21 protein-coding genes and 3 tRNA genes are annotated in these 22,663 nt (G+C 65.6%); 16 read left to right on the top strand and 8 right to left on the bottom strand.

Features of this window, described 5'->3' with window-relative positions; all coding sequences use genetic code 11:
* The first annotated feature begins 13 nt into the window (after nucleotides 1-13).
* From J2S96_RS13610 to J2S96_RS13620, 3 genes are all read left to right on the top strand, one after another.
* Complete coding sequence (locus tag J2S96_RS13610; protein ID WP_306864340.1) at nucleotides 14-1,756, top strand: urocanate hydratase; 1,743 nt, start codon at nucleotides 14-16, stop codon at nucleotides 1,754-1,756.
* A gap of 86 nt (nucleotides 1,757-1,842) precedes the next feature.
* Nucleotides 1,843-3,435 (top strand): histidine ammonia-lyase, encoded by a 1,593-nt coding sequence (gene hutH / locus J2S96_RS13615; protein ID WP_306864342.1) that lies wholly within the window; start codon nucleotides 1,843-1,845, stop codon nucleotides 3,433-3,435.
* A 183-nt stretch (nucleotides 3,436-3,618) separates the two neighbouring features.
* A complete protein-coding gene (locus tag J2S96_RS13620) occupies nucleotides 3,619-3,867 on the top strand; it encodes a hypothetical protein (RefSeq protein WP_306864345.1) in 249 nt (82 codons plus the stop codon).
* A gap of 118 nt (nucleotides 3,868-3,985) precedes the next feature.
* On the opposite strand, the gene J2S96_RS13625 is transcribed toward J2S96_RS13620, so the two are convergent.
* The 3 genes from J2S96_RS13625 to J2S96_RS13635 form a co-directional block, all read right to left on the bottom strand.
* Entirely contained in the window at nucleotides 3,986-4,207 is a 222-nt protein-coding gene (locus J2S96_RS13625; RefSeq protein ID WP_306864347.1) for a hypothetical protein, read from the bottom strand.
* Between the two features lie 129 nt (nucleotides 4,208-4,336).
* Entirely contained in the window at nucleotides 4,337-5,308 is a 972-nt protein-coding gene (hutG, locus tag J2S96_RS13630; protein WP_306864349.1) for a formimidoylglutamase, read from the bottom strand.
* A gap of 74 nt (nucleotides 5,309-5,382) precedes the next feature.
* Nucleotides 5,383-6,825, bottom strand: coding sequence for an NCS2 family permease (locus J2S96_RS13635; protein WP_306864352.1), 1,443 nt, complete (start codon nucleotides 6,823-6,825; stop codon nucleotides 5,383-5,385).
* Nucleotides 6,826-6,939: 114 nt separating this feature from the next.
* Here J2S96_RS13635 and J2S96_RS13640 point away from each other — a divergent pair, with 114 nt between their 5' ends.
* Entirely contained in the window at nucleotides 6,940-7,584 is a 645-nt protein-coding gene (locus J2S96_RS13640; protein WP_306864354.1) for a copper resistance CopC family protein, read from the top strand.
* 97 nt (nucleotides 7,585-7,681) lie between these two features.
* Here the strand turns inward: J2S96_RS13640 and J2S96_RS13645 are convergent, their stop codons facing one another.
* Complete coding sequence (locus J2S96_RS13645) at nucleotides 7,682-8,422, bottom strand: FAD-binding protein (protein ID WP_306864546.1); 741 nt, start codon at nucleotides 8,420-8,422, stop codon at nucleotides 7,682-7,684.
* A gap of 397 nt (nucleotides 8,423-8,819) precedes the next feature.
* Between J2S96_RS13645 and J2S96_RS13650 the strand changes: the two genes are divergently transcribed.
* On the top strand, nucleotides 8,820-9,869 hold the full coding sequence (locus J2S96_RS13650) for a universal stress protein (protein ID WP_306864356.1): 1,050 nt from the start codon (nucleotides 8,820-8,822) through the stop codon (nucleotides 9,867-9,869).
* A gap of 42 nt (nucleotides 9,870-9,911) precedes the next feature.
* Nucleotides 9,912-12,710: a PEP/pyruvate-binding domain-containing protein gene (locus J2S96_RS13655; RefSeq protein WP_370873112.1), complete on the top strand. Its 2,799-nt coding sequence runs from the start codon at nucleotides 9,912-9,914 to the stop codon at nucleotides 12,708-12,710.
* An 80-nt stretch (nucleotides 12,711-12,790) separates the two neighbouring features.
* Here J2S96_RS13655 and J2S96_RS13660 read toward each other — a convergent pair whose 3' ends face one another.
* Nucleotides 12,791-13,711, bottom strand: a complete 921-nt coding sequence (locus J2S96_RS13660) for a cation diffusion facilitator family transporter (RefSeq protein WP_306864359.1) — start codon at nucleotides 13,709-13,711, stop codon at nucleotides 12,791-12,793.
* A gap of 10 nt (nucleotides 13,712-13,721) precedes the next feature.
* A complete protein-coding gene (locus tag J2S96_RS13665; RefSeq protein ID WP_306864361.1) occupies nucleotides 13,722-14,264 on the bottom strand; it encodes a metallopeptidase family protein in 543 nt (180 codons plus the stop codon).
* A 158-nt stretch (nucleotides 14,265-14,422) separates the two neighbouring features.
* Here J2S96_RS13665 and J2S96_RS13670 point away from each other — a divergent pair, with 158 nt between their 5' ends.
* Both J2S96_RS13670 and J2S96_RS13675 read left to right on the top strand, forming a co-directional pair.
* Complete coding sequence (locus tag J2S96_RS13670) at nucleotides 14,423-15,478, top strand: LacI family DNA-binding transcriptional regulator (RefSeq protein ID WP_306864364.1); 1,056 nt, start codon at nucleotides 14,423-14,425, stop codon at nucleotides 15,476-15,478.
* A gap of 28 nt (nucleotides 15,479-15,506) precedes the next feature.
* The gene (locus J2S96_RS13675) at nucleotides 15,507-16,427 is read left to right on the top strand and encodes a carbohydrate kinase family protein (RefSeq protein WP_306864367.1); all 921 of its coding nucleotides are present in this window, start codon (nucleotides 15,507-15,509) and stop codon (nucleotides 16,425-16,427) included.
* Nucleotides 16,428-16,463: 36 nt separating this feature from the next.
* Here the strand turns inward: J2S96_RS13675 and J2S96_RS13680 are convergent, their stop codons facing one another.
* Complete coding sequence (locus J2S96_RS13680) at nucleotides 16,464-17,372, bottom strand: DMT family transporter (RefSeq protein WP_306864372.1); 909 nt, start codon at nucleotides 17,370-17,372, stop codon at nucleotides 16,464-16,466.
* Between the two features lie 264 nt (nucleotides 17,373-17,636).
* Between J2S96_RS13680 and J2S96_RS13685 the strand changes: the two genes are divergently transcribed.
* From J2S96_RS13685 to J2S96_RS13720, 8 genes are all read left to right on the top strand, one after another.
* Nucleotides 17,637-17,709 (top strand) — tRNA-Glu (locus J2S96_RS13685).
* 84 nt (nucleotides 17,710-17,793) lie between these two features.
* Nucleotides 17,794-17,867: transfer RNA gene (locus J2S96_RS13690), tRNA-Asp, on the top strand.
* A gap of 51 nt (nucleotides 17,868-17,918) precedes the next feature.
* A tRNA-Phe gene (locus J2S96_RS13695) sits at nucleotides 17,919-17,994 on the top strand.
* A 301-nt stretch (nucleotides 17,995-18,295) separates the two neighbouring features.
* The gene (locus J2S96_RS13700; protein WP_306864375.1) at nucleotides 18,296-18,769 is read left to right on the top strand and encodes an Asp23/Gls24 family envelope stress response protein; all 474 of its coding nucleotides are present in this window, start codon (nucleotides 18,296-18,298) and stop codon (nucleotides 18,767-18,769) included.
* Nucleotides 18,766-18,957 carry a DUF2273 domain-containing protein gene (locus J2S96_RS13705; RefSeq protein ID WP_306864378.1) on the top strand — a complete coding sequence of 64 codons (192 nt, stop codon included), beginning with the start codon at nucleotides 18,766-18,768 and terminating at the stop codon, nucleotides 18,955-18,957. Before J2S96_RS13700 ends, J2S96_RS13705 begins: the two co-directional genes overlap by 4 nt.
* Nucleotides 18,954-19,337 (top strand): hypothetical protein, encoded by a 384-nt coding sequence (locus tag J2S96_RS13710; protein WP_306864381.1) that lies wholly within the window; start codon nucleotides 18,954-18,956, stop codon nucleotides 19,335-19,337. Before J2S96_RS13705 ends, J2S96_RS13710 begins: the two co-directional genes overlap by 4 nt.
* Entirely contained in the window at nucleotides 19,334-20,053 is a 720-nt protein-coding gene (locus tag J2S96_RS13715; protein WP_306864384.1) for a hypothetical protein, read from the top strand. The genes J2S96_RS13710 and J2S96_RS13715 overlap by 4 nt, the downstream gene beginning before the upstream one ends.
* A complete protein-coding gene (locus tag J2S96_RS13720; protein ID WP_306864388.1) occupies nucleotides 20,050-20,661 on the top strand; it encodes a hypothetical protein in 612 nt (203 codons plus the stop codon). The genes J2S96_RS13715 and J2S96_RS13720 overlap by 4 nt, the downstream gene beginning before the upstream one ends.
* 34 nt (nucleotides 20,662-20,695) lie before the next feature.
* Here the strand turns inward: J2S96_RS13720 and J2S96_RS13725 are convergent, their stop codons facing one another.
* Nucleotides 20,696-22,561 (bottom strand): glycoside hydrolase family 13 protein, encoded by a 1,866-nt coding sequence (locus tag J2S96_RS13725; RefSeq protein ID WP_442319934.1) that lies wholly within the window; start codon nucleotides 22,559-22,561, stop codon nucleotides 20,696-20,698.
* Nucleotides 22,562-22,663 lie beyond the last annotated feature (102 nt).

The following is a 22,663-nucleotide window of genomic DNA, read 5'->3' on the forward strand; positions in this document are numbered from 1 at the left end:
CGAAGGAGTCATCATGGCACCCGCCGATTTCACTACCGGAGCCCGTCCGGTCAAGGCCCCCCGTGGCACTGAGCTCACTGCCAAGTCGTGGCAGACGGAGGCTCCGCTGCGGATGTTGATGAATAACCTGGACCCCGAGGTCGCGGAGCGTCCGGATGACCTGGTCGTGTATGGGGGCACGGGCCGTGCTGTCCGGTCCTGGGCCGCGTTCGATGCGATCACCCGCACCTTGGAGACGATGGAGAAGGACGAGACCCTCCTGGTCCAGTCCGGCAAGCCGGTGGGCGTGTTCCGGACCCATGAGTGGGCGCCGCGGGTGCTGCTGGCGAACTCGAACCTGGTGGGTGACTGGGCGACGTGGCCCGAGTTCCGCCGCCTCGAGGCCGAGGGCCTGATGATGTACGGGCAGATGACGGCCGGGTCCTGGATTTACATCGGCACCCAGGGCATCCTGCAGGGCACGTACGAAACGTTCGCCGCGGTGGGCAATAAGCTCAGGGCCGCTAGGCAAGACGCTGGCAGGCACTCGGCCCCCGTCGTCGAAGGCTCCACCGAAGGCCCCCTCGCCGGCACCCTGACCCTGACCGGTGGTTGCGGCGGCATGGGCGGCGCGCAGCCGCTGGCCGTGACGCTGAACGACGGTGCCTGCCTGATCGTGGATGTGGACGAGTCCCGCCTGCGCCGCCGCGCGGGCAAGCGCTACCTGGACGAAGTCGAGACCGACCTCGACGCCGCGATCGCCAAGGTCCAGAAGGCCAAGGCCGAGCGCCGCGGCTGGTCCGTCGGGTATGTCGGAAATGCCGCAGAGGTCTTCCCCGAACTGCTGCGCCGCCACCAGGCCGGCGAGCTGACCATCGACGTCGTCACCGACCAGACCAGCGCCCACGACCCCCTGTCCTACCTGCCCGAAGGCATCACCGTGGAGGACTGGCACCGCGAGGCCGAGGCCGATCCGGAAGGCTTCACCAAGAAGGCGCAGGCCTCCATGGCCCGCCATGTACAGGCCATGGTCGAGTTCCAGGACGCCGGCGCCGAAGTGTTCGACTACGGCAACTCCATCCGCGACGAAGCCCGCAAGGGCGGCTACGAGCGCGCGTTCGAGTTCCCCGGCTTCGTTCCGGCGTACATCCGCCCGCTGTTCTGCGAGGGCCTGGGCCCGTTCCGCTGGGTCGCGCTGTCCGGTGACCCGGAAGACATCCGCGTCACGGACGAAGCCATCAAGGAACTCTTCCCTGAGAACACCCACCTGCACAAGTGGATCGACGCCGCGCAGGACCGCGTGGAGTTCGAAGGCCTCCCGGCACGCATCTGCTGGCTGGGCTACGGCGAACGCGCCAAGGCCGGCCTGCTGTTCAACCAGCTCGTGAAGGAAGGCAAGGTCAAGGCCCCCATCGTGATCGGCCGCGACCACCTGGACTCCGGCTCCGTGGCCTCCCCGTACCGCGAGACCGAGGCCATGGCCGACGGTTCGGACGCGATCGCCGACTGGCCCCTGCTCAACGCCCTCATCAACACCTCCTCGGGTGCCACCTGGGTTTCCATCCACCACGGCGGTGGCGTGGGCATCGGACGCTCGCTGCACGCCGGCCAGGTCTCCGTCGCCGACGGCACCGACCTCGCCGCCGAAAAGCTCGAACGCCTCCTCACCAACGACCCCGGCATGGGCGTCATCCGCCACGTCGACGCCGGCTACGACCGCGCCGTCGAGGTCGCCAAGGAACGCGGCGTCCGCATCCCCATGACCGAATCGCTTTAGCCACCACATCGATTGCTCCGTAAAGGTCGTTTTGGCCCCCCAAAACGACACTTGCGGAGCAATCGATGAGACTTAGGAACAACACCATGACCACGATTACCCACGAACCGCTCACCGTCACCCTCGGATCCAGCGGAGTCACTCCGGAGGACGTCGTCGCAGTCGCGCGCCACGACGCCAAGGTGACCATCTCCCAGGAAGCCCTGGACACGGTCGCGAAAGTCCGGGCGCACATCGACGACCTCGCCCACAGCGAGACCCCCGCCTACGGCATCTCCACGGGTTTCGGCGCCCTGGCCAACCGCCACATCCCCAACGAGCTGCGCACGCAGCTGCAGAAGTCGCTCATCCGTAGCCATGCCGCCGGCATGGGCCCGGCCGTGGAACGCGAAGTCATCCGCGGCATCATGTTCCTGCGTGCCAAGACCCTCGCTTCTGGCCGTACGGGCGTCCGTCCCGTGGTGCTTGAGACGTTCGTCAAGCTCCTCAACGCGGGCATCACCCCCGTGGTTCGCGAGTTCGGCTCGCTCGGTTGCTCCGGTGACCTCGCGCCGCTGTCCCACTGCGCACTCGTCCTGATGGGCGAAGGCGAAGCAACCGGCCCCGACGGTGAGCCCTTCGGAGGCGCCGGCCAGCGGACCGTCGCTGAGCTGCTGGCCGAGCACGGCATCGAGCCGGTGGTCCTCGCGGAAAAGGAAGGCCTGGCGCTGGTCAACGGCACCGAGGGCATGCTGGGTATGCTCCTGATGGCCATCGCCGATTTGCGCATGCTGCTCACGACGGCGGATATCACCGCCGCGCTCAGCGTCGAGGCGCTGCTCGGGACGGACCAGGTGTTCCTGCCCGAACTGCACGCAGCCCTGCGCCCGCACCCGGGGCAGGCCGCCAGCGCGGAGAACATGCTCCGCGTGCTGTCCAACTCGGCGATCGTGGCCTCCCACCGCGAAGGCGACTCCCGGGTCCAGGACGCGTATTCGCTCCGCTGCGCACCCCAGGTCGCCGGTGCGGTCCGAGATACGGTGACCCACGCCGAACTGGTTGCCACCCGCGAACTGGCTGCAGCCATCGACAACCCCGTGGTGCTCCCGGATGGCCGCGTGTCCTCCAATGGCAACTTCCACGGGGCCCCCGTGGCCTACGTCCTGGACTTCCTGGCCATCGCAGTGGCGGACTTGTCCTCCATTGCCGAGCGCCGCACGGACCGCATGCTGGACCCGGCCCGCTCGCACGGCCTCCCGGCGTTCCTTGCCGACGATCCCGGCGTGGACTCGGGCCTCATGATCGCCCAGTACACCCAGGCGGGCCTCGTCTCGGACAACAAGCGACTCGCCGTACCGGCATCGGTCGACTCCATCCCGAGCTCCGCAATGCAGGAAGACCACGTCTCTATGGGCTGGCACGCTGCGCGCAAGCTCCGCAAGGCCGTGGAGAACCTGCGGCGCGTCCTGGCTGTGGAACTCGTGGCCAGCGCACGCGCCCTCGACATCCGCACCCAGCTGTCCAACGGCGAACTTACGCCGGGACCTGCCGGTGCGGCCGTGATCGAGGTGCTGCGCGGCGTCGTCGACGGTCCCGGAACCGACCGTTTCCTCTCGCCTGAGCTGGAAGCGGCAGACCGCTTGGTAGGCGCCGGTGCGGTCCGCGCGGCCGCCGAATCCGCCGTCGGAATCCTCGCCTGACGCCGAACAAAATACTGTTCGGATGAACAATAGGAAGCGCCCCGGAAATGTTTGGCAAAACGTGCCCCGGGGCGCTTTCTGTGTAGTAGAACTTATGGGGTACGGCATGTCCACGCCGACGATGCCGTGGGCCTGCCGGGGCACAACTGAAATAACGAACATCCACAAAGGGGTAGAAGTTCAATGAAGGCACGCGGGACAGTCTTGTCCAGGCGAATCGCACAGTCCGCCGTCGTTTCCAACTGGGGAATGCTGAAGGTGGGGGAGCGGATCGAAGTCGTAAGGCACGCACATGTGGTCGCGGCCGGGGAGGTGCAGGAAGTCTCGGGCAGCGGCAACGTTGTGTGGCTTGAACCCGCAGGACCTGGCGTCGAGGAAGCCGCCAAGCAGCTTTTCACGAAGTCCGACGGCGTGGAGTTGCGCCGGGTGTAGTGATGGTTTAAAAAACCGGGGCTTGTTCCCCATTCCGCACCTTCTTGGCGTGGTCTGGGAAACAGGCCCCGGTTTTTTCGTGGTGCCTGTTACTGGGCACCTCCGTTTACTAGGTCTCCTAGGCGGCGAGGACCTCGAGGGTCTGGCCGAACGGGACCGACTCGTCCAAGGCAACCGTGTAGCTTCCGGGGTTCCGGCGGGTCACGAGGATCCCGCAGCGGCCGTTTGTGGCAGCGGCTTCGATGAGCGTGCTGACGGCTTCGTCGAGTCCTGCGTGGACTTCGTCGACGGACGCAAAGGACAAATGGATCTCGTTGTTTTCAATCGTGGCAGTACTCATTGGGGGCCTCCTTCTGCAGGATGCCGCGAGGGGGGAAGCGGCAATTCCTGGATAAAAGATAACAAAGTGTCATGGGATGTCCGTCATTCTGGGATCTGCATCACCGGCGGGGCATGGCGCGCCTGAACTTCACACCTGGGCGAGCAACGTGTTCACCAAGCGAGCGGCCACCTTTGCGGTCCGCGAGTCGATATCGAACTCGGGGTTGAGCTCAGCGACATCCAAGTGCAGGAGTTTTCCGCTTGCGCCAAGCTGCTTGCACACCGCGCTGATGACCGGCAGCGGCACGCCATAGGCCGCAGGGGCGCTCACCCCTGGGGCAACCGACGCCGGCAGCACGTCCAGGTCAATCGTCAGGTAGAGGACATCCACGGTGTCGAGGAACCGCGCCACGAAATCCTGCACGGCCTCCGCAGAGCAGTCCTCATCCAACAGGTACTTCACGCCCAAGCGGTCCGCCGTGTCGAACAGGGTGCGCGTGTTGTTCGGCTCGGAGATCCCGACGACGGCGTAGTTCAGTTCGCGGCCCTCCGCGGCTTCCGCTCGGGCCATCTGCAGGAACGGCGTGCCCGAGCTTGGCGCCGGCTCGTCCCGGAGATCGAAATGCGCATCCAGGTTCAGGACTCCAAGACGCTTGCCGCTTGCCACAGCCTGCGAGCCGGCCACGCCCAGGTAGCTGGCGAAGGCAGTTTCGTGCCCGCCGCCGAGGAGCACGGTGAGGTTGCCGGCGTCGAGCAATTCCGAAACCAGGCGTCCCGCGCGCTCCTGGCCCGCCTCCAGCGAGCCGTCCTCCACCACGATGTCGCCGGCGTCGGACACATCCCGGTCCAGATGGAATGCCAGCGGACCCAGGGCTTGGCGGATAGCCTCCGGCGCGGCCGCCGCACCCATCCGGCCTTGGTTGCGCCGTACGCCTTCGTCGCTGCGGAAGCCCACGACGACGGCAGGCCGGGGGCCCGCTCCCGTGCCGGCTGGGGCGGCGACATCGGGAGTGTGCGGCGCCACGGCCTGCCACCAGCGGCGGTGCTCATTGCCGTCGCCGTCGTAGCGGCCGCTCCACGGCGTCGGGCGGACATCGGCAAAAGCGGGGGAAATCTCCATGATTCAAGCTCAGCGCATGGTGGCACCGAAAAACACGGTTTGCACTCGGAGGCTGTCCGGTATTCCGGAAAGGCCTATTTGACGCCCAGCATTTCCTCGACGGGGCCGATCCCGAAGAAGAGCAGGAATGCCGCAGCCACCGCCCACATGAGCGGATGGACTTCGCGTGCCCGGCCCTGGAAGGTACGGATGAGTGCGAAGGAGATGAATCCGGCGCCCAGGCCGTTCGCGATCGAGTAGGTAAACGGCATGAGGATCATGGTCAGGAACGCGGGAATGCCGACGCCCCAGTCCTGCCAGTGGATCTTGCCCACCTGGGACACCATCATGAAGCCCACCACCACCAGAGCGGGAGCGACGGCCTCGAACGGGACCAGGTTGATCAGCGGGGTGAAGAACATGGCCACCAGGAACAGCAAGCCGGTCACGATCGACGCCAGGCCGGTGCGGGCACCTTCGCCGATGCCGGCACCGGATTCCACGAAGATCTGGTTGGAGGACACGGACGAGCCGCCGCCGATGATCGCGCCGAGCGCGTCAACTTGCAGGACACGGTCCACGTTGGGGATGTTTCCGTGTTTGTCGATGTTGCCGGCTTCCCTGGCCAGGCCCACCATGGTGCCCATGGCGTCGAAGAAGATGCTGAGCAGGATCACGAACGCCAGCAGAGTGGCGCCGATAATGCCAAGATGCTGGAACGCGCCGAAGGGGTTTGCTTTGCCGATGAGGGACAAGTCCGGCGCGGCCCACTCGGTGAACTTGGGCGCAACAAGCGACCAGCCGCGGGGGTTGTAGGTCTTGCCGTCGAAACTCGGCCCGATGCGCAGGGTGAATTCAAGGATGGCCGCGAAGGCCGTGGAAACAATGATCCCGATCAGGATGGCGCCGCGTACCTTGCGGACCACAAGGGCAATCGTCAGGACAAGGCCCACGACGAACACCAGGGTGGGCCAGCCAAGCAGCTTCCCGTCGACGCCGAGGCCCACGGGGACCGTGGTGCCGGCAGCGTCCGGGATACGGCGCACGAAGCCGGCATTGACCAGGCCGATCAGGGCGATAAACAGGCCGATGCCAACCACGATCGCGGTCTTCAGTGCCTCGGGCACGGCTTTGAAGACCGCGGTCCGGAAACCGGTGAGCACAAGGATCAGCATGGTCAGGCCCGAGAGCATCACGAGGCCCATCATGTCCGGCCATGTCAGGCCGGGGTGCGAAGCGATCGTGACTGCCACGAAGGCGTTGACGCCCAAGCCGGTGGCTATGGCGAAGGGGTGCTTGGCCCAGGCCCCCATGAGGATCGTCATGATGCCGGCCACGAATGCGGTGGTGGCGGCGACGGCGGCGAAGCCCAGGGACGCGCCACTCGAGTCCGATCCCGAAAGGATCAAGGGGTTGAGGACCACGATGTAGCTCATGGCAAAGAAGGTGGCGAAACCGCCTCGGATTTCTCGCGAGTAGGTGGATCCACGCTCCGAGATCTTGAAGTAGCGGTCGATGGCTGAGCCCTGTTTGAGCATGGGGGTCTCCGGGGATCGGGGAAGTGTGCTCTCAAATCCTATGCCCAAGGCTTAGGCGCTCCCGCGAATTCGCCTAGTCTGTAAGGAATCCAACATCAAGGGAGTTACCAACTCATGCGCCCTATCCGCCAGCTGCTGGCCGTCGTCGTCGCTTTCACCGCGGTCCTTTTCTCTGCCGCGCTGTTCTCGGCGGCTCCCGCTTTCGCGCACGACGTCGCCGAGTCAACCTCGCCGGCCAACGGCTCAACGGTGGCCAGCGTCCCGGACTCTGTGTCCATCACGTTCAATAACCGGCCCCTGCTGCTCGGCTCGCAGATCCAGGTGAAGGACGCCTCAGGCGTGAACTGGGCGGATGGTTCCATCGAGATCGTCGACTCGGTGGTGTCGCAGAAGCTGCGGCCCGGCGCGCCCGCCGGCGGATTCACGGTCATCTGGCGCGTTGTCAGCTCTGATTCACACCCCATCGAAGGCACCTTCACGTTCACCGCCAAAGCAGGAAGTACGACGGCGGGCAGCGGCTCCGCGGGCACCGCACCGTCGGCGGAGGTGCCTACCGCCGGCACTGCCGCGCCGGGTTCGACGACCACACCCGAGAAGGTGCCCGATGCATCCCAGCCCTTCCCCTGGAGCATTGTGGTCTTCGCGGCGGTGGCCGTGGGCCTGTTGGTGTTCCTGGGCATCACCGCCCGGCGCCGGCTGGCGGGTGGTGACTCCGAGTCTGACGATGCCGGTGATGACGAGGAGATCGCGCCTTCCTGACCCTGTTTGAGCTTGAGCTTTCGGCGACGCCCCTCGGCTGCCGGCGTGTCGCGGGTTCCGGGAATCCAAAGAGGGTCAGGAAGGAAGGGCCCGGAAACTAGGCCAGGGCAGGAATCACCGCAAAGGTGCCCGTGGGGGCCCCGTGGACGCTGTCCGGGTGGACTTTGGCGGAAATCGCCTGGCCGACGACCTTGGCTTGGCGCAGGACTTCCTTTGGCGTGGGAGTGGCAAGTTCGCCGACGCCGACCAGGTACATTCCTATTGCGCGCATGGCGGCGACGAGGTTCTGTCCGATCGCGATACCGAGTTCTGCAAGCATCCGCCGCAACTGGCTCTGTCCGCAGCGGGTGACAACCACGTGGTCAGCCAAAAGCACTCCGTTGGCGGTGTGCACGGCCCATTGGAAGGAAGCCACGCCCGATGCTGCCGCGCCCGATGCTGCCACGTCCGATGTTGCCAGATCCGGGCCGGCAAGCTCGGCGCCGGAAACTACAGAGCCCGAAACTACAGTGCCGGAAATCGCGGTCCCCGCGGCGCCTTCGTCCAGGCGATCGAGGCGGACGGCCTGCGTGGAGCTCCGCACATCTAAGCCGTGACTGGCTGCATAGTTGCGCAGGTGCCTCAGGATTTCGCTGCGTTCCTTCAGGCATGCGGCGTCGGCGGCGTCACAGCGCTGCAGGATGCCGGTGTTGGGCAGCTGCGAAGGTCCGGGAACATACATTCCGTCCACCACGATTGCATCCACTCCGTAGCGGCTGAGTTCGCTGGCCACGGCCAGGCCGGGCATGCCGGCACCGATGACCACGGCGGTGGTGCGTTCCGTACTCGCAGCAGGCATGGTTGACACAGCTTGGCTCCTCTTTGAAGATGCGTCGCCGAAGGCAACACCGGTGTGGCGTCCGGGTCCCCAAGCGGTCGCGAATGATGGCCGTTGATGTGCTGAAAAACACTATCCCCGGTCATCAGTGCCTCGAACATTACAGAAGAAATCGCGTGGTGGATAGCCCCGTCGTCGGCATGTCTACCGCTGCCTTTTTCACGCCATGATCCGGCGTATTTCCACGCACCTGGCGGGTTTCCACATACGCTTCTTCCCGCTTGATTCGGCCGTTGCAAACGAGAATAGTGAGCATTGGAGGCCGCAACTCACGGTAGTCAAGCGAGAAACACGTTGTGGGCGCGGGCTCTGGCAGAATAGCCGCAATATCAGCCAGCAGTGCGAGGAGGCAGGCCCCATGGACCAGCACGGCAAACACTCTGAGAGCCATCGAGCAGAGACCGAAGGCAACGGAGAGGAGCCCTCTATTGCCCCCGGTGGAATTGTGGTTGGCGTTGACGGCAGCGAACACGGCCAATGCGCCCTCATTTGGGCAGCGCGCGAGGCCGAACGCAGGCAGCTTCCCCTGCATGTAGTCACTGCCTACTCCGTGCCGATCTTCGCGGCTTCCGGCCTGGACGGCGGCTATGCAACAGTGGATGACTCCGTTATCCGGGACGGCGCCGAGGCGATCGTCAAACAGGCCATTGAGAAGGTCTCCGGCTACGCCATCGACGTCGATGGCTCGGTGGAGAACGGAGATGCCTCCGGGGTGCTGCTTGATTTGTCCGAAACGGCCGAGCTCTTGGTCTTCGGTACCCGGGGACGCGGCGGCTTTGTGGGCAGGCTCCTGGGTTCCGTGAGCAGTGCCCTGCCGGCGCACTCCAAGTGCCCCACGGTGACAGTCCCGCTCTTCTGCGCGGACCGATTGGGTGAGACAACGGAGGACAAACACATCAAGGCCGAGCGTGCGAAGAGCGGCCCCCACGTGATCGAGAACGTGGTGGCAGTCGGTGTGGACGGCTCGGAACAAGCCCGCGTCGCCGTCCTGGAAGCCGCGGAGCAGGCCCAGCGAATGGGGGCGAAACTACGCGTCATCTGCGCCGTCCCCGAGTACAGCGGCTCCCTGGCGTGGGTCCCGGCGCCCCTGGACCGGGATGCACTCTTCAACGACATCAGGGTTCAGCTGGACGCAGGCCTGGCCTGGCTCAAGAGCCACTTCCCCACGCTACAGGCGGAAACACAACTCCTTGATGGTTCGCCCGTGGAAGTGCTTGTGGAAGCGAGCCGCCGGGTCGAACTCGTCGTGCTGGGCACGCGCGGGCGGGGAGGCTTCGCAGGTATGCTCCTCGGATCGACTTCGGACGGAGTCCTGCACCATGCCAAAGGGCCGGTGCTGGTTGTTCCCGACCGCGAGGATCCCAGGCTGGCGGACCGCCCCAACTTCGGACCCATGCTGGCTGCGTAAGGCGCAAACCCCAGGACCGTTGGACGCAGGCGGACGGCAGTGGTGGAGCACGCACAGCCCGGGGAAGCATCGCGCTTCGTCGTGGAGCTGCGCCGGATCCGGGCAAGCATGCTTCCAGAAGTCGGCGGAAAGGCGGCCAATCTCGGGGAGCTGATCTGGGCCGGACTTCCGGTTCCGCCCGGGTTTTGCCTGACAACCGAGGCTTACCGGCGCGCGCTTCAAACCGATGCAAGCCACGGGTCCGCCGGCGAGAGCCTGGACTTCCCCGGCCGCGGCCCTGATTTTGCGGCATTCCCGGACATTCTCCGGGCCCTGGACGCCGTGGCACCGGAACACCTTGAAGCGCTCGCTGCCCTCGCCGCCCGCGCCAGGGCAGCGGTGCTCGACGCCGGCATTCCCGCAGACGTCGAAGACGCCGTTCGCTCGGCCTACTCCGCGCTTGGCTTTGAATCGGCGGTGGCCGTCAGGTCCTCTGCCACCGCCGAGGACCTGCCCTTTGCGAGCTTCGCCGGACAGCAGGACACCTTCTTGAACGTCGTCGGAGCCGACGCGGTGCTGCAAGCCGTCCGGAAGTGCTGGGCTTCCCTGTGGACGGACCGCGCGGTCAGCTACCGGGCAAGCAACGGGATTGACCACCGAACGGTGACGCTCGCCGTCGTCGTCCAACGAATGGTGGAGGCTGAGGCCGCAGGAGTGTTGTTCACCGCGAATCCCGTGACCGGGCGGCGCCGCGAGGCGGTCATCGACGCCAACCCCGGGCTCGGTGAAGCGGTGGTCTCGGGTGCGGTGAATCCGGACCACTTTGTGGTGGATTCCCTCACCGGCAGGATCACGGAACGCAGGATCGGCGATCGGAAGCTGGTAATTCGCTCCGTTCCTGGCGGTGGCACCGAACGGCTCAACGCTGGGGGGCAGGCAGAAGAGGGAGCAGCGGGGGATGCCTGCCTTGCCGATTCCCAGATCAGGGCGCTCGTTATCCTCGGCCGGCGCGTCGAGGAGCACTACGAAGCTCCGCAGGACATCGAATGGGCCGCCGGCGGCGATGGCAAACTATGGCTCACCCAAGCCCGGCCCATCACTACGCTCTACCCGCAAATGACCCGGCAGCCCGTTGTCCCCGGTCCCCACGCGTACCTTTGCTTCAGCCTTGCGCAAGGCCTTACCCGCCCCCTGACTCCCATGGGCCGGGCGGCCATCAGGCTCTTGGGGTCCTCGGTGGCTGGCGCGGCTGGATTCCGGGTTCCCGAACCGCGGGACGGCCCTTCGCCCTACTACGAGGCGGGGCAACGGATCTATTTTGACCTCACCTCGGTGTTCCGGAGCAAGGCCGGACGGGCCATCGTGCCCAGGATTTTCGACGTCATGGAAGCACGCTCGGCGGCCATCATGCGCGCCCTGTTCGAGGATCCGCGTTTCGCCGTCACGAGCAAGACGCCCTTCAAACTGCTGAGGCACGTTGCCCCGATCCTGCTCCGCTTCCATCTTCCAGAGGCCCTGTTGCGCGCGCTCTTCCGGCCGGAAGTTGCGCTCGACAAGGTGGGGCGGCTGGGCGGGAACCTGAAGGCCATGCATGACATCCCTCCCGATGCCACTCCCGGTGAGAGGCTGGACCACGCAGAGCGGATACTTCGGGAGGTATTGTTCCCCATCCTGCCCAATATCCTGCCTCCGGTAGCGCTCGGCTTCGCGATGATCGGGCTGGTCCGGAAGCTACTTGGCGAACAGGCCAGCTGGGGCGAACTCCAAACCGTCATCCGCGGCCTGCCCAACAACGTCACCACCGAGATGGATCTTGAATTGTGGCGGCTCTCGAGCAGCATCCGCGACGATCCAGCGTCCGCCGACGCCTTTGCCGGAGGCCAGCCCGCTGCGCTCGCGGAGAGCTACCGCGACGGCGGCCTGCCCGCAGTTGCGCAGGCGGGATTGGCCTCGTTCCTGGGCGAGTACGGGCACCGGGCCATCGCGGAAATCGACCTGGGCATGCCCCGCTGGTCCGACGACCCCACCCACATCATCGGAGTCCTGGTCAATTACCTCCGCCTCGACGATCCCGGCCTGGCGCCGGACAAACAGTTCGAAAAAGCAGCCCGCGACGCCGAGGAACAAGTCGCCGTGCTGGTGGCCCGTGCGCGGGCAAAGAGTCCGCTCCACGCCAGGATCGTGAAGATGGCGCTTCGACGGACACGCATGTTTGCCGGACTCCGTGAACTGCCCAAGTACCACCTCGTGCTTGGCTTCGCCGCGGTTCGCGCCCGGCTTTCGGAAGTAGGGGAGGCCTTGGCGGCCGCGGGAATCATAGAAAACCCCGACGACGTCTTTTTCTTGGATTTCAACGACGCCCGCCGCGGCCTGGACGGCAAGGATCTCCACGAGACGGTGGCGCATCGGCGCGAGGCCTACGGCCTTGAACTCAAGCGCCGGCACGTTCCACGCGTGCTGCTCTCCGACGGCACCGAGCCGGAAGCGTTGCCAGCTGGCCTCCTGCGACGCGGGAATGGCGGCCCGGCGTCGGGCGGCGCACTTTCGGACAGCATGCTGCTGGGCACCCCGGCTTCGGCGGGAACGGTGACCGCAGCGGCCAGGGTGATCATGGACCCCGTGGGCGCGCATCTGGAACCCGGCGAAATCCTGGTGGCGCCCTCCACTGATCCCGGCTGGACGCCCCTCTTCCTCACCGCCGGAGGACTCGTGATGGAAATGGGCGGCCCCAACTCACATGGCGCCGTCGTGGCCCGCGAGTACGGGATTCCCGCAGTCGTAGGCGTCCCGGATGCCACGTCACGGATCGCTTCAGGCCACACGCTCACGGTGGACGGCGCCGCGGGGACGGTGGCTACCTAGCTGAGACCGCGGGTGTGGGCCGGGAGCTGAGTTCGGACACGCCGCTCCCGGCCCGCACCCAGGTTTCGGGGCACGCGTACCTACGCGTGCTGGTGGGATTCGTGGGCCGAGTGGCTGGCCGGTTCCAGTTGGAAGGTGCAGTGATCGGTGTCGAAATGTGAGCCGAGGCAGGAACCAAGCTGGTCCAGGAGCCGGTCGGCGCCGGTGGCGTCCAGGATCCGGTCCTCAACCACCACGTGGGCCGAGAAGACGGGAACGCCGGAGGTAATGGTCCAGATGTGGATGTCGTGGACGGACACCACGCCCTCAACAGCGAGGATGTGCTCGCGGATCATCTTGACTTCGACGCCCTTGGGCGTGGCCTCCAGCAGGACATCGACCACATCGCGCAGCAGGTGCCAGGCCCGGGGCAGGATCATGAGGGAGATCAGCATGGAGGCGATGGGGTCTGCCGCCCGGAAACCCGTGACCATGATGACGATCGCAGCCACGACGACGGCGAACGAACCCAAGAGATCGCCGAGGACTTCAAGGTAGGCGCCCCGGACGTTCAGGCTTTCCTTCTGCGCCCCGCGCAGGATGAGGAGCGAAACCAGGTTGGCTACGGCGCCCAGAATGGCGGCAAAGAGCATGACGTCGGTGCGGATTTCGGGGGCCTCCCCGAAACGGCGGAGCGCCTCGACGAAGATCAGCACCGAGATCACGATCAGGAGGAGGGCGTTGGCCAGCGCAGCAAGGACCTCCGCACGCTGGTATCCGTAGGTGCGTTGATCGCTCGCTGGCCGGGTGGCTATCCAGGCAGCGAGGAGCGCGATGAAGACACCCGCGGCATCGGAGAGCATGTGGCCTGCGTCGGCAAGCAGCGCCAGGGAACCGGAGACGACGGCACCCGCCACTTGGACGAGGACCACTCCGAGGGTGATGGCCAGGACGGCGACCAGCCGTTTGCGATGCTTACCGGTTGCGGTGACGCCGTGCGAGTGGTCGTGATCGTGCCCCATGCCTACAAGGCTATCCCCAGCCGAGCTCGTGCAAGCGGTCGTCGCCGATGCCGAAGTGGTGGGCGATCTCGTGGATCACGGTAATGGCCACCTCATCGATTACTTCCTGGCGGGACTCGCAGATATCCAGGATCGGCTGCCGGAAAATGGTAATCCGGTCAGGGAGGGAGCCGGCGTCCCACCAAGAGTCCCGTTCCGTCAACGGCACGCCCTCGTACAGGCCCAGAAGTACCGTGTCCGGGGCGTCTCCAGGCTGCGGGGTGTAGTCGTCCTCGATGAATATGGCCACGTTGTCCATGGCCCGGGCCGCCTTGTCCGGGATGAGGAGCAAAGCATCGCTGACGGCCGCCTCGAAATCTTCCGGCGACATCTCGAACGGAGCGGTACCGAACTGCGCCGCCCCGGATCCCGCTCCGACGCCGGAACCCGCCCCGACGCCGGCCGCAGTGCCAGTGCCGGCCGCAGTGCCAGGGAGGCGGGAGGAACTGCGCGGGCCGCCAGGGGCATCTCCGCCGGGAACAATAGGGAGGCCGGGAGGTAGGTTCGCGGGCATGCTCCGACTCTAGTCCGCGGCCCGGTCGTTGACGCCGGATGTGATGACAGCTACAGTTTTCCGGGCTGGTAATTCGTATAACCAGCTCCAGGTTAAGCCCAGCCGGTCGTGCGGATCCTGTGACAGGCACCCAGGACTCTCAGCAGACAGGCCAGCCCATGACCCGATTCGGCCGCAGCTCCGGCACGACGATGAACGACGTCGCTGCCGCTGCGGGTGTTTCCCAAGCGACGGTTTCCTTGGTGCTCAACGGCGCCGCCGGAACCAGGTTCTCGGAGGAAACCCGGCGCAGGGTCCATGATGCCGCCCACGAATTGGGCTATCGGACCAACGCCCACGCCAAAGTGCTCCGGGACGGCGTCGCCGGGATGATCGGCTTCGTCGGCGATTTCGTGGCTACCGCGCCTTTCGCCGGCAAGATCATCGAAGGCGCCCAATCAAGGGCTTGGGAGGCCGGGCTGCTCCTCCTGACCGTCAACACGGGCGGTGACAAGGCCCTCGAGGCAGCTTCGCTGGAGACAATGCTGTCCTACAAGGTGGCCGGAGTGGTCTACGCCGCCATGTACCACCGGGTGCTTGAGGTGCCGGATGTCCTGGCGGAGGTGCCCGCCGTCGTCCTCAATTCACGAGACGGTTCCGGACGCTTTCCGAGCATCGCTCCCGAGGAGGAGCTGGGCGGGTATACCGCCACCAAGCGGATGCTGGACGCGGGTCATCGGCGCATCGCAATGATCAACATCGGCGCGGTGGATAGCGGGCTTCCGGCCGCCTCCGGGCGCTATGCGGGCTATCTCCGGGCGCTCGAGGAGGCTGGCGTCCACCCCGAACCCGGACTCCACCGGATAGGCGACGGGCATGAATCGGGTGGTTTCGACAACGCCCTCGCACTCATGTCCGATCCGCAGCCACCCACGGCCATCTTCTGCGCCAACGACCGTACCGCGTGGGGTACCTACCAAGCCCTGGCCCAGCTCGGGCTGTCCATCCCGCACGATGTGTCCCTGGTGGGTTTCGACAACCAGGAAACGCTCGCCCCGCACTTGCGGCCCGGATTGACCACGCTTGAGCTGCCTTTCCTGGAGATGGGCCGGCGCGCCATCGAAGTCCTGCTGGCCGGCGGGGAACGCGACGGCGGCAATACCGAATACTTTGAATGTCCCCTCGTCGAACGCCATTCCGTGGCGGCGCCACTTAAAGTCACCAGCAGCCACTGAGAATCCCCAACCAAGGAACAGGAAACGCATGAACCACTCGCACCTTGCGTCCGAGCCGCTCGACGTCGTCGTGGTCGGCGAAGCGCTCATCGACATCGTCGACTCGCCCGAGGGGCAGACCGAATACCCCGGCGGCTCGCCTGCGAACGTCGCCTACGGCCTCGGGCGGCTCGATGTGAAGGCCGGGCTGCTGACCGCCGTCGGGCGTGATTCCCGGGGTGAGTCGATCGCGGCGCACCTGGCAAGCGCCGGCGTGGTCGTCCTGCCGGGATCGCAATCGCTGGCGAAAACTGCGACGGCGACGGCGGAAATCGCCGCGGACGGTTCGGCCGAGTACACCTTCGACATCGAGTGGAAGCTCGCTCCCGCCGCACTCCCGTACGCTCCGAAGGTGCTCCACACAGGCTCGATCGCCACGTTCCTCGAACCCGGCGCCGCCGTCGTCAGGGCCCTCATGGAGCAGGCGCAAGGCGGGTGCATCGTCACGTACGACCCCAATATCCGCACGGACCTCCTGGGCAGCCACGGCGAGGCCCGACGTATTTTCGAGGAGCTCGTACCGCTGACCAGCGTGGTGAAGCTCAGCGACGACGACGCGTTCTGGCTCTACCCCGGAAAGTCCTTGGAAGAATCTGCCCGGCACATCTTGGGCCTCGGTGCAGGCCTGGCCGTGGTCACGCGAGGCGCCGAGGGTTCCCTCATGGCGACGCCGCACACCGAACTGACGGTTCCGGCGGTGCCCTCGGTGGTGGCGGACACCATCGGCGCCGGCGATTCCTACATGTCGGCGCTGATCCTCGGACTGCTGCTGCGCGGTAGCCAAGGACTCGCGCCCACGGTTCTGGAACGCATCGGACAGACCGCCTCCATGGCCGCGTCCATTACCGTGGGGCGCCAGGGAGCAAACCCGCCCACGCACCGCGAGCTGCTCGCCGGGATGGCGAGGTAGCGACGGCGGAGGGTGGCGCCTTGCTGGCAGGTGGTCCTAGCGGGACCGACGCCGGGTCAACCCGACGCCCGCGAGGCATATGACGCCGCCTACCAGTCCCCAGATGGTTGGGATCTCCTTGAGGACCGCCCAGGAAATCAGGATCGTGGCGCCCGGAACCAGGTACGTCGTGGCAGCAAGTTTCCCGGCCTCGATAAGGGACAGTGCATAGGCCCACGTCGTGAAAGCGATGGCTGTCGGGAAGATCCCGAGGTATATCAGTCCGAGGGTGGCCGGAAGGGGCGCAGCCTGCACTTCGGCCACCAGTTGGCCGGCCCAGGGCACGCAGCACACGGCGCCCACCATGATGCCAAACCAGGTGGCCTGTGCAGCGGAGAACTTGCGCAGAGCGGGCTTCTGGACAATCACGCTCACCGCGGCGAGCACGGCGGCAAGAAGGCACAACAGCACTCCGGCGACATCCGCCGTCGAGCGCTGTCCCGAGCCGAGCGCGATCAGTGCAACGCCGCCGAACGCAACCAGGCTGCCGATGATCAGCCAACGCGGAAAGCCTTCTTTCAGGATGACGCCGGCGAGGACGGCGATCAGTATCGGCGAGACGTTGATGAGCATGGCGCTGGTTCCGGCGTCGAGCATATGCTCGGCGGCGTTCAGGGCGAGGTTGTAACCCGCGAACCACATGACACCGTAGGCCAGGATGGGCAGCCACTCGCGCCCTTGCGGCCAGCGCTTGAGCCTGGGCAGGGCGACAATGCCGAGTGCGACGGCGGCAACCACCAGCCGTCCTAGCGTCAAGGAGCCGGGGGAGAAGCTGGGCCCTACGGCCCGGATGCCTACGAAGGCCGACGCCCAAAGGACTACGGTGACGATGACGGCGGCGACGCCGAGCTTACTGATGGTCCGGGACGTGGTGGTCGCCGGAGAGGTTGGGGTGCTTGTGGCCATGATGCCAATCTAGCCCGGGACGAACTGGAAGGACTGGCGGAATTCGGACGTCTTCCAACAAGAAACCGCCAACTCGGGCGCAGAAGTTTTGAAGGGCGGCTTGAAAGGAGCTTTGAGGCCCGTTTGCGTTCCGCGGTGGGCGATTTGGGAATATCCCCGACTATGCTCTAAAGTTTTAGAGTCCAGTTCGGACGAGCGAGAAGCAGGAATCAAGCGGGGAAACCGCGTGGTGTTGCCTGCCGTCGCGAATTCGGATTGTTCCAGGCCCCCATCGTCTAGCGGCCTAGGACACCGCCCTTTCACGGCGGCGGCACGGGTTCGAATCCCGTTGGGGGTACGCAAGGAACTGGTCAAGCCGGATTGAAAAGTCTGGTAGGCTGGAAGCCTTGAAAAAAGCGGTAGAGATGCTGCAAACAAGCAAGGCCCTGTAGCGCAGTTGGTTAGCGCGCCGCCCTGTCACGGCGGAGGTCGCGGGTTCAAGTCCCGTCAGGGTCGCTCTGATTGCCGGAAGGAAATTCCGGCAATCATGGTGACATTGTCACCTAAGGCTCTGTAGCTCAGTTGGTAGAGCGTTCGACTGAAAATCGAAAGGTCACCGGATCGACGCCGGTCGGAGCCACCACTGGGAAGCGCCAGTTCTTCGGAACCGGCGCTTTTCTTCTTTTAACCTGCAGGAAAAGCCTGGGACTATTCCGTTTATGCCTAAAAGGGCGGACATTTCGGTCGACGTGCGCCAAATTTTGCAAGTACGCGAGAGATTCTGCTCGATCATTCGAATGGACAAACCCCGTACCCTTGGAATCACGCGACTGGAAACGTACGCGGGCGGAATGATCCAGCAGAATCTCACAGCGAGGGGTGCGACGTCTCCGCCTTGCCTTAGCCAAGCGCTAGGGTGGTACCCAAGAGAAGGGGAGGGCTAAATGGACCAGCAGGAAAGCTACACCGCGCCTGAACCGGAAGCCGTTGGGGCTCCGGTATCCGAGGACCGGCAAACCGTGGCAGGAAGTGGCCGCACGGTGATCGCGGATTCGGCCGTCGCCAAGGTTGCGGGTATCGCGGCCAGGGCAGTTCCGGGCGTCTATTCCCTTGGATCGGCTCCGTCACGCGCCTTGGGAGCCATCCGCGATGCCGTCGGCAGCCAAGACCACGCCGCCGGTGTCCGCGCCGAGGTCGGAGAAACCCAAGTAGCAGTGGACCTCAATCTTGTGGCCATTTATGGGTTCCCCTTGCATGATGTCGCCAACCAGGTCCGCGCGGCCGTCTACCGGGCGGTCGAATCGTTGGTGGGCCTTGAGGTCATTGAGGTCAACGTTGAGATCAACGATGTCTACGTTGCCCCGCCCGTCAAGGCCGGAACAAAGGGCGCATTATCGGAAAGGGAGCCACTCCAGTGAACTTGACCGTTGTCGGAATCGGGATCGGCGCCTTCGTGGCGTTCATGGCCTTCCAATTCGGGCTGTGGGGTTTTGTCATCGCCCTTCTCTTCATGGGCATCGGTGCACTTCTGGGCCGCGCGGCGGACGGAAAGCTTGACCTGCGCAGCGTGCTGGATGCGCTCACCGGCCGCCGCTCATCGTCATGAGTTCCACGGCTGGGGCTGTGCAGCCCGCCGTTTCCCTGGCTGGCCACAACCGAATCAGCACCCAGGCCCTCACCACCTTGGCCCGGGCGGCCGCTGCGGAAGCGCTTGGTATCTCGGCGCAGGATGTTCGCGCCGAGTGGTCGGACGACGCCGGCCTCCTCGCACTCTCGATTGCCGCCCCGATCCGGGTTCCCTCGCTCACGGAGGTCCTCAGGGATCCCTCGAGGGTAGAGGGATTCGGCGGTACGGTTTGGGACCGGGCAGTCGCTGCCAAGACGGCCATTCTTGAGCGTGTCACCCAGCTCAGCGGTTCCACCCTGAGCCGCGTGGACATCCGGATCAGCGGCGCACGCATCAGCGAAGGAGCCCGCGTACGATGAGCCATGCCCAGACCCCGCACGCCCGGCGCAATCACTCGGCCACTGCGCATCCGGACCCTGAGCACGCGCACACTGCGCATCCGGCCACTGCCGAGGGCGACACCCCCGGCGTTCAAACACCGGGCACCTCCGACGACCGGCGCGACGCCGGGCTCCAGCGCATCCTCAGGCGCGAAACCCGTTCCTCCCGGGCGGGAATGGCCGGGCTGGCCGCTGCTCTTGTGATCGCGGCCTGCGTTTATGCCCTCCTCGAATCCGCCTTGCGCGCCATCGGCCAACCACCGTGGCTCATTGACCCGCAAACTGCTGCCGAACGGCTTACGGCGCTGCCCGCGGGGATTTCCCCTCTTCTGCTCGGTGCACTCGGCGGCGTCGTGGCGATGGTGGGCCTGATGTTCTTCTTGAACGCAGTCCTGCCGGGCAGAAAGTCCCGTCATTTGATCGAGGATCCACGCGCCGGAGTAGTGGTGGATGACGAAGTCATCGCTTCCGCACTCGCCCGGGTTGCCCGGATGTCAGCGAATGTCACACAGGAACAGGTCATGGTGGTGGTTTCGCAGAGGCTGGTTGTGGTCAACGTCCGGCCCACCTCGGGCGTGCCGTTGCACGAGGAACGGATCCTGGCCGCCGTCGAGGATGAACTTCACAGGATGGCACCTTCGCCCATGCCTTCAGTCCGGGTCAATATCGCTACGTCCGGGGTGATCGGGGCATGAACGGCACTCCGCACGTCCTCAACCGCATCCTGATCGGCATCCTTGGCTTGAAGCTGCTGGCCATCGGCATTCTCCTGGTTCTGCTTGCCACCGTTCCCGCCGTGGGCACTTGGTGGCAAGGGTGGTCCGCGGGGCTCTGGGAACACGCCAAGTACCTCTCTGAGCAGACCCGTATCCCAGGGCGGGAGGAAAGCTGGCTTTGGGTGGCAGCAGCAGCGGTACTTGTTGTGTTGATCGTGCTGATGGTGGCCTGGGTGTCGCAGCAGGGCAAAGGCCGGGCCAACCTCATCGTGTCGGAGTACGACGAGGCCGGGACTCCTGGCGATGTAAACATCGGTGGGAACCTTGCGGAGCAAGCGCTGAAGCATGCCCTTGCGGACCGTACCGATCTTGCGGGCGTGACGGTGGCGACCTACGAGGTCAACGGGCGTCCGGGCCTCCGGATCCGGGTCCAGCCGCGCCAGGGCGTTTCCCCGCACACGCTGGCGGCAGACGTCTCCCGGCTGGTGGAGGCGCTGGACATGGTGGTGGGACGCAAAACCCCCGTGTTGATTCACATCGGGGCCGGCGCGCGGACCAGGTTCAGCAGGGCTGAGCGCGTCCGTTGAACTGACGCCAACGGTTGATGGACGGATGACCCTGCTACCTGGTCCGCGCCACGAGGTACGCCCCGCTGTTCGGGACAATCGACGTCCCGCCAGAGCCGCCATCGCTGGACAGTTCGACTCGGAGCCCGGCCGGGACGGGGAGAGCCGCAGTGCCCATGTTGACCACGACCAGCACGTCCCTGTTGTGGAAGGCCAGGACGCCATTGGCGGGATCGTGCTCCTCGGCCCACTGGAACGTGCCCGAGCCCAGTCGGTGGGACCTGCGAAATGCCAGGACCGAGCGGTACAGCTCCAAGGTGGAGCCCCCGACGCCGGCTTGGATGTCTGCGGCGAGCTCGCCGAACGCTTCGGGTTGAGGCAGCCAGGGCGCCGCGGGCGCTTTGCCGGCAGCACCGGCGCCGCCGGCACCAGCGGATGCCGTTTCCGAGAATCCGTAGCCGGGCTCGGCGGATTTCCAGGGCAGCGGCACGCGGCACCCGTCCCGGCCGCGCTCCACGCCCTTGGTCCGGAAGAAGGTTGGGTCCTGGCGCGCTTCGGCTGGCAGGGACGTGTGCTCCGGAAGGCCCAGTTCTTCACCTTGGTACAAGTAGGCCGAGCCCGGCAGGGCGAAGGAGACCATGGAAGCCGCCCGTGCCCGTGCCAGACCCAGGCCGGCGTCTGGCTGCTCGTCCTCCGCCGCGATTCCCTTGGGGAAGGTGGTTGGGTCGGCCAGTCCGAAACGGCTGGGGTGCCGGACGGTGTCGTGGTTGCTCAGGACCCAAGTGGAGGGAGCCTGGACGGATCCCGCCGCGTACAGCGAAGATTCGATTGCCTCCGCCATTCGTTCGGCGTCCCAGCCTGCCAGGAGGAAATCGAAGTTGAAAGCTTGTTGCATTTCGTCCTTGCGCACGTATCGGGCCAACCGTTCGGCAGGCTCGACCCAGGCCTCGGCAACCAGCATGCGGTCGCCATCGTATTCGGCCAGGACTTTGTGCCATTCACGGTAGATTTCGTGGACGCCGTCCTGGTCGAAGAAGGGCGACGGCGGGTCCAGCGGTGGCTTGACCTTGTGTTCGACGGCGGTCGCGACGGACCCGGCAACGGGCTCGGCTCCTGCGGCGGAGTGCGGGTGTGCCGTGTGTGGCTCGACAGCTTCGCTATGGGCGCCCGGTGCGGACAAGCCACCCTCGACCATGGCAGCAGCGCCTTCCCAATCGGGCAGGCCGGCTTCTTTGACGAGGCCGTGGGCAACATCCACCCGGAAACCGTCGACTCCGCGGTCCAGCCAGAAGCGCAGTACCGAACGCATCTCTTCGTGGACCTCGGGGTTCTCCCAGTTGAGATCGGGCTGCTTCGTATCGAAAAGGTGCAGGTACCACTGGCCGGGAGTGCCATCGTCGTTCATGAGGCGCGTCCACGCCGGGCCGCCGAAGATGGATTTCCAATTATTCGGGGCCAAGGCGCCGTCCCCGGAGCCTGGTTTGGAGTCTTTGCCCGGGTGGAACATGTAGCGCTCGCGTTCAGGGGAGCCGGGGCCGGCGGCAAGGGCTTCGCGGAACCAGGCGTGCTCGTCAGAGGTGTGGTTGGGCACGAGGTCTACGATCACCTTGATGCCGAGGCTGTGTGCCTTCTCCAGCATGGCGTCGAAGTCATCCAAGGTGCCGAAGAGGGGATCGACGGCCCGGTAGTCCGCTACGTCGTATCCGGCATCAGCCTGCGGCGACTTGTAGAACGGGGAGAGCCATACGGCGTCCACGCCCAACGTTTGCAGATAGGGCAGTTTCGCTGTGACCCCGGCGAGGTCGCCCATCCCGTCGCCGTTGGCATCCGCGAAAGAGCGAGGATAGATCTGGTACACGACGGCGCTTGCCCACCACGCGGAATTGCTGGAACCGGGGGTCGGGATCGGGGTGTGCGGCACTGGATTCCTCTCAGGGACATATTTTTATGTAAACGCTTGCATTACTACCCGGAAGCTTACTAATGTGAGGCTCACCACATCAACCGCACTGCGGAAAAACCT

It is taken from the genome of Arthrobacter bambusae (genome assembly GCF_030812595.1).
Taxonomy (GTDB): Bacteria; Actinomycetota; Actinomycetes; order Actinomycetales; family Micrococcaceae; genus Arthrobacter; species Arthrobacter bambusae_B.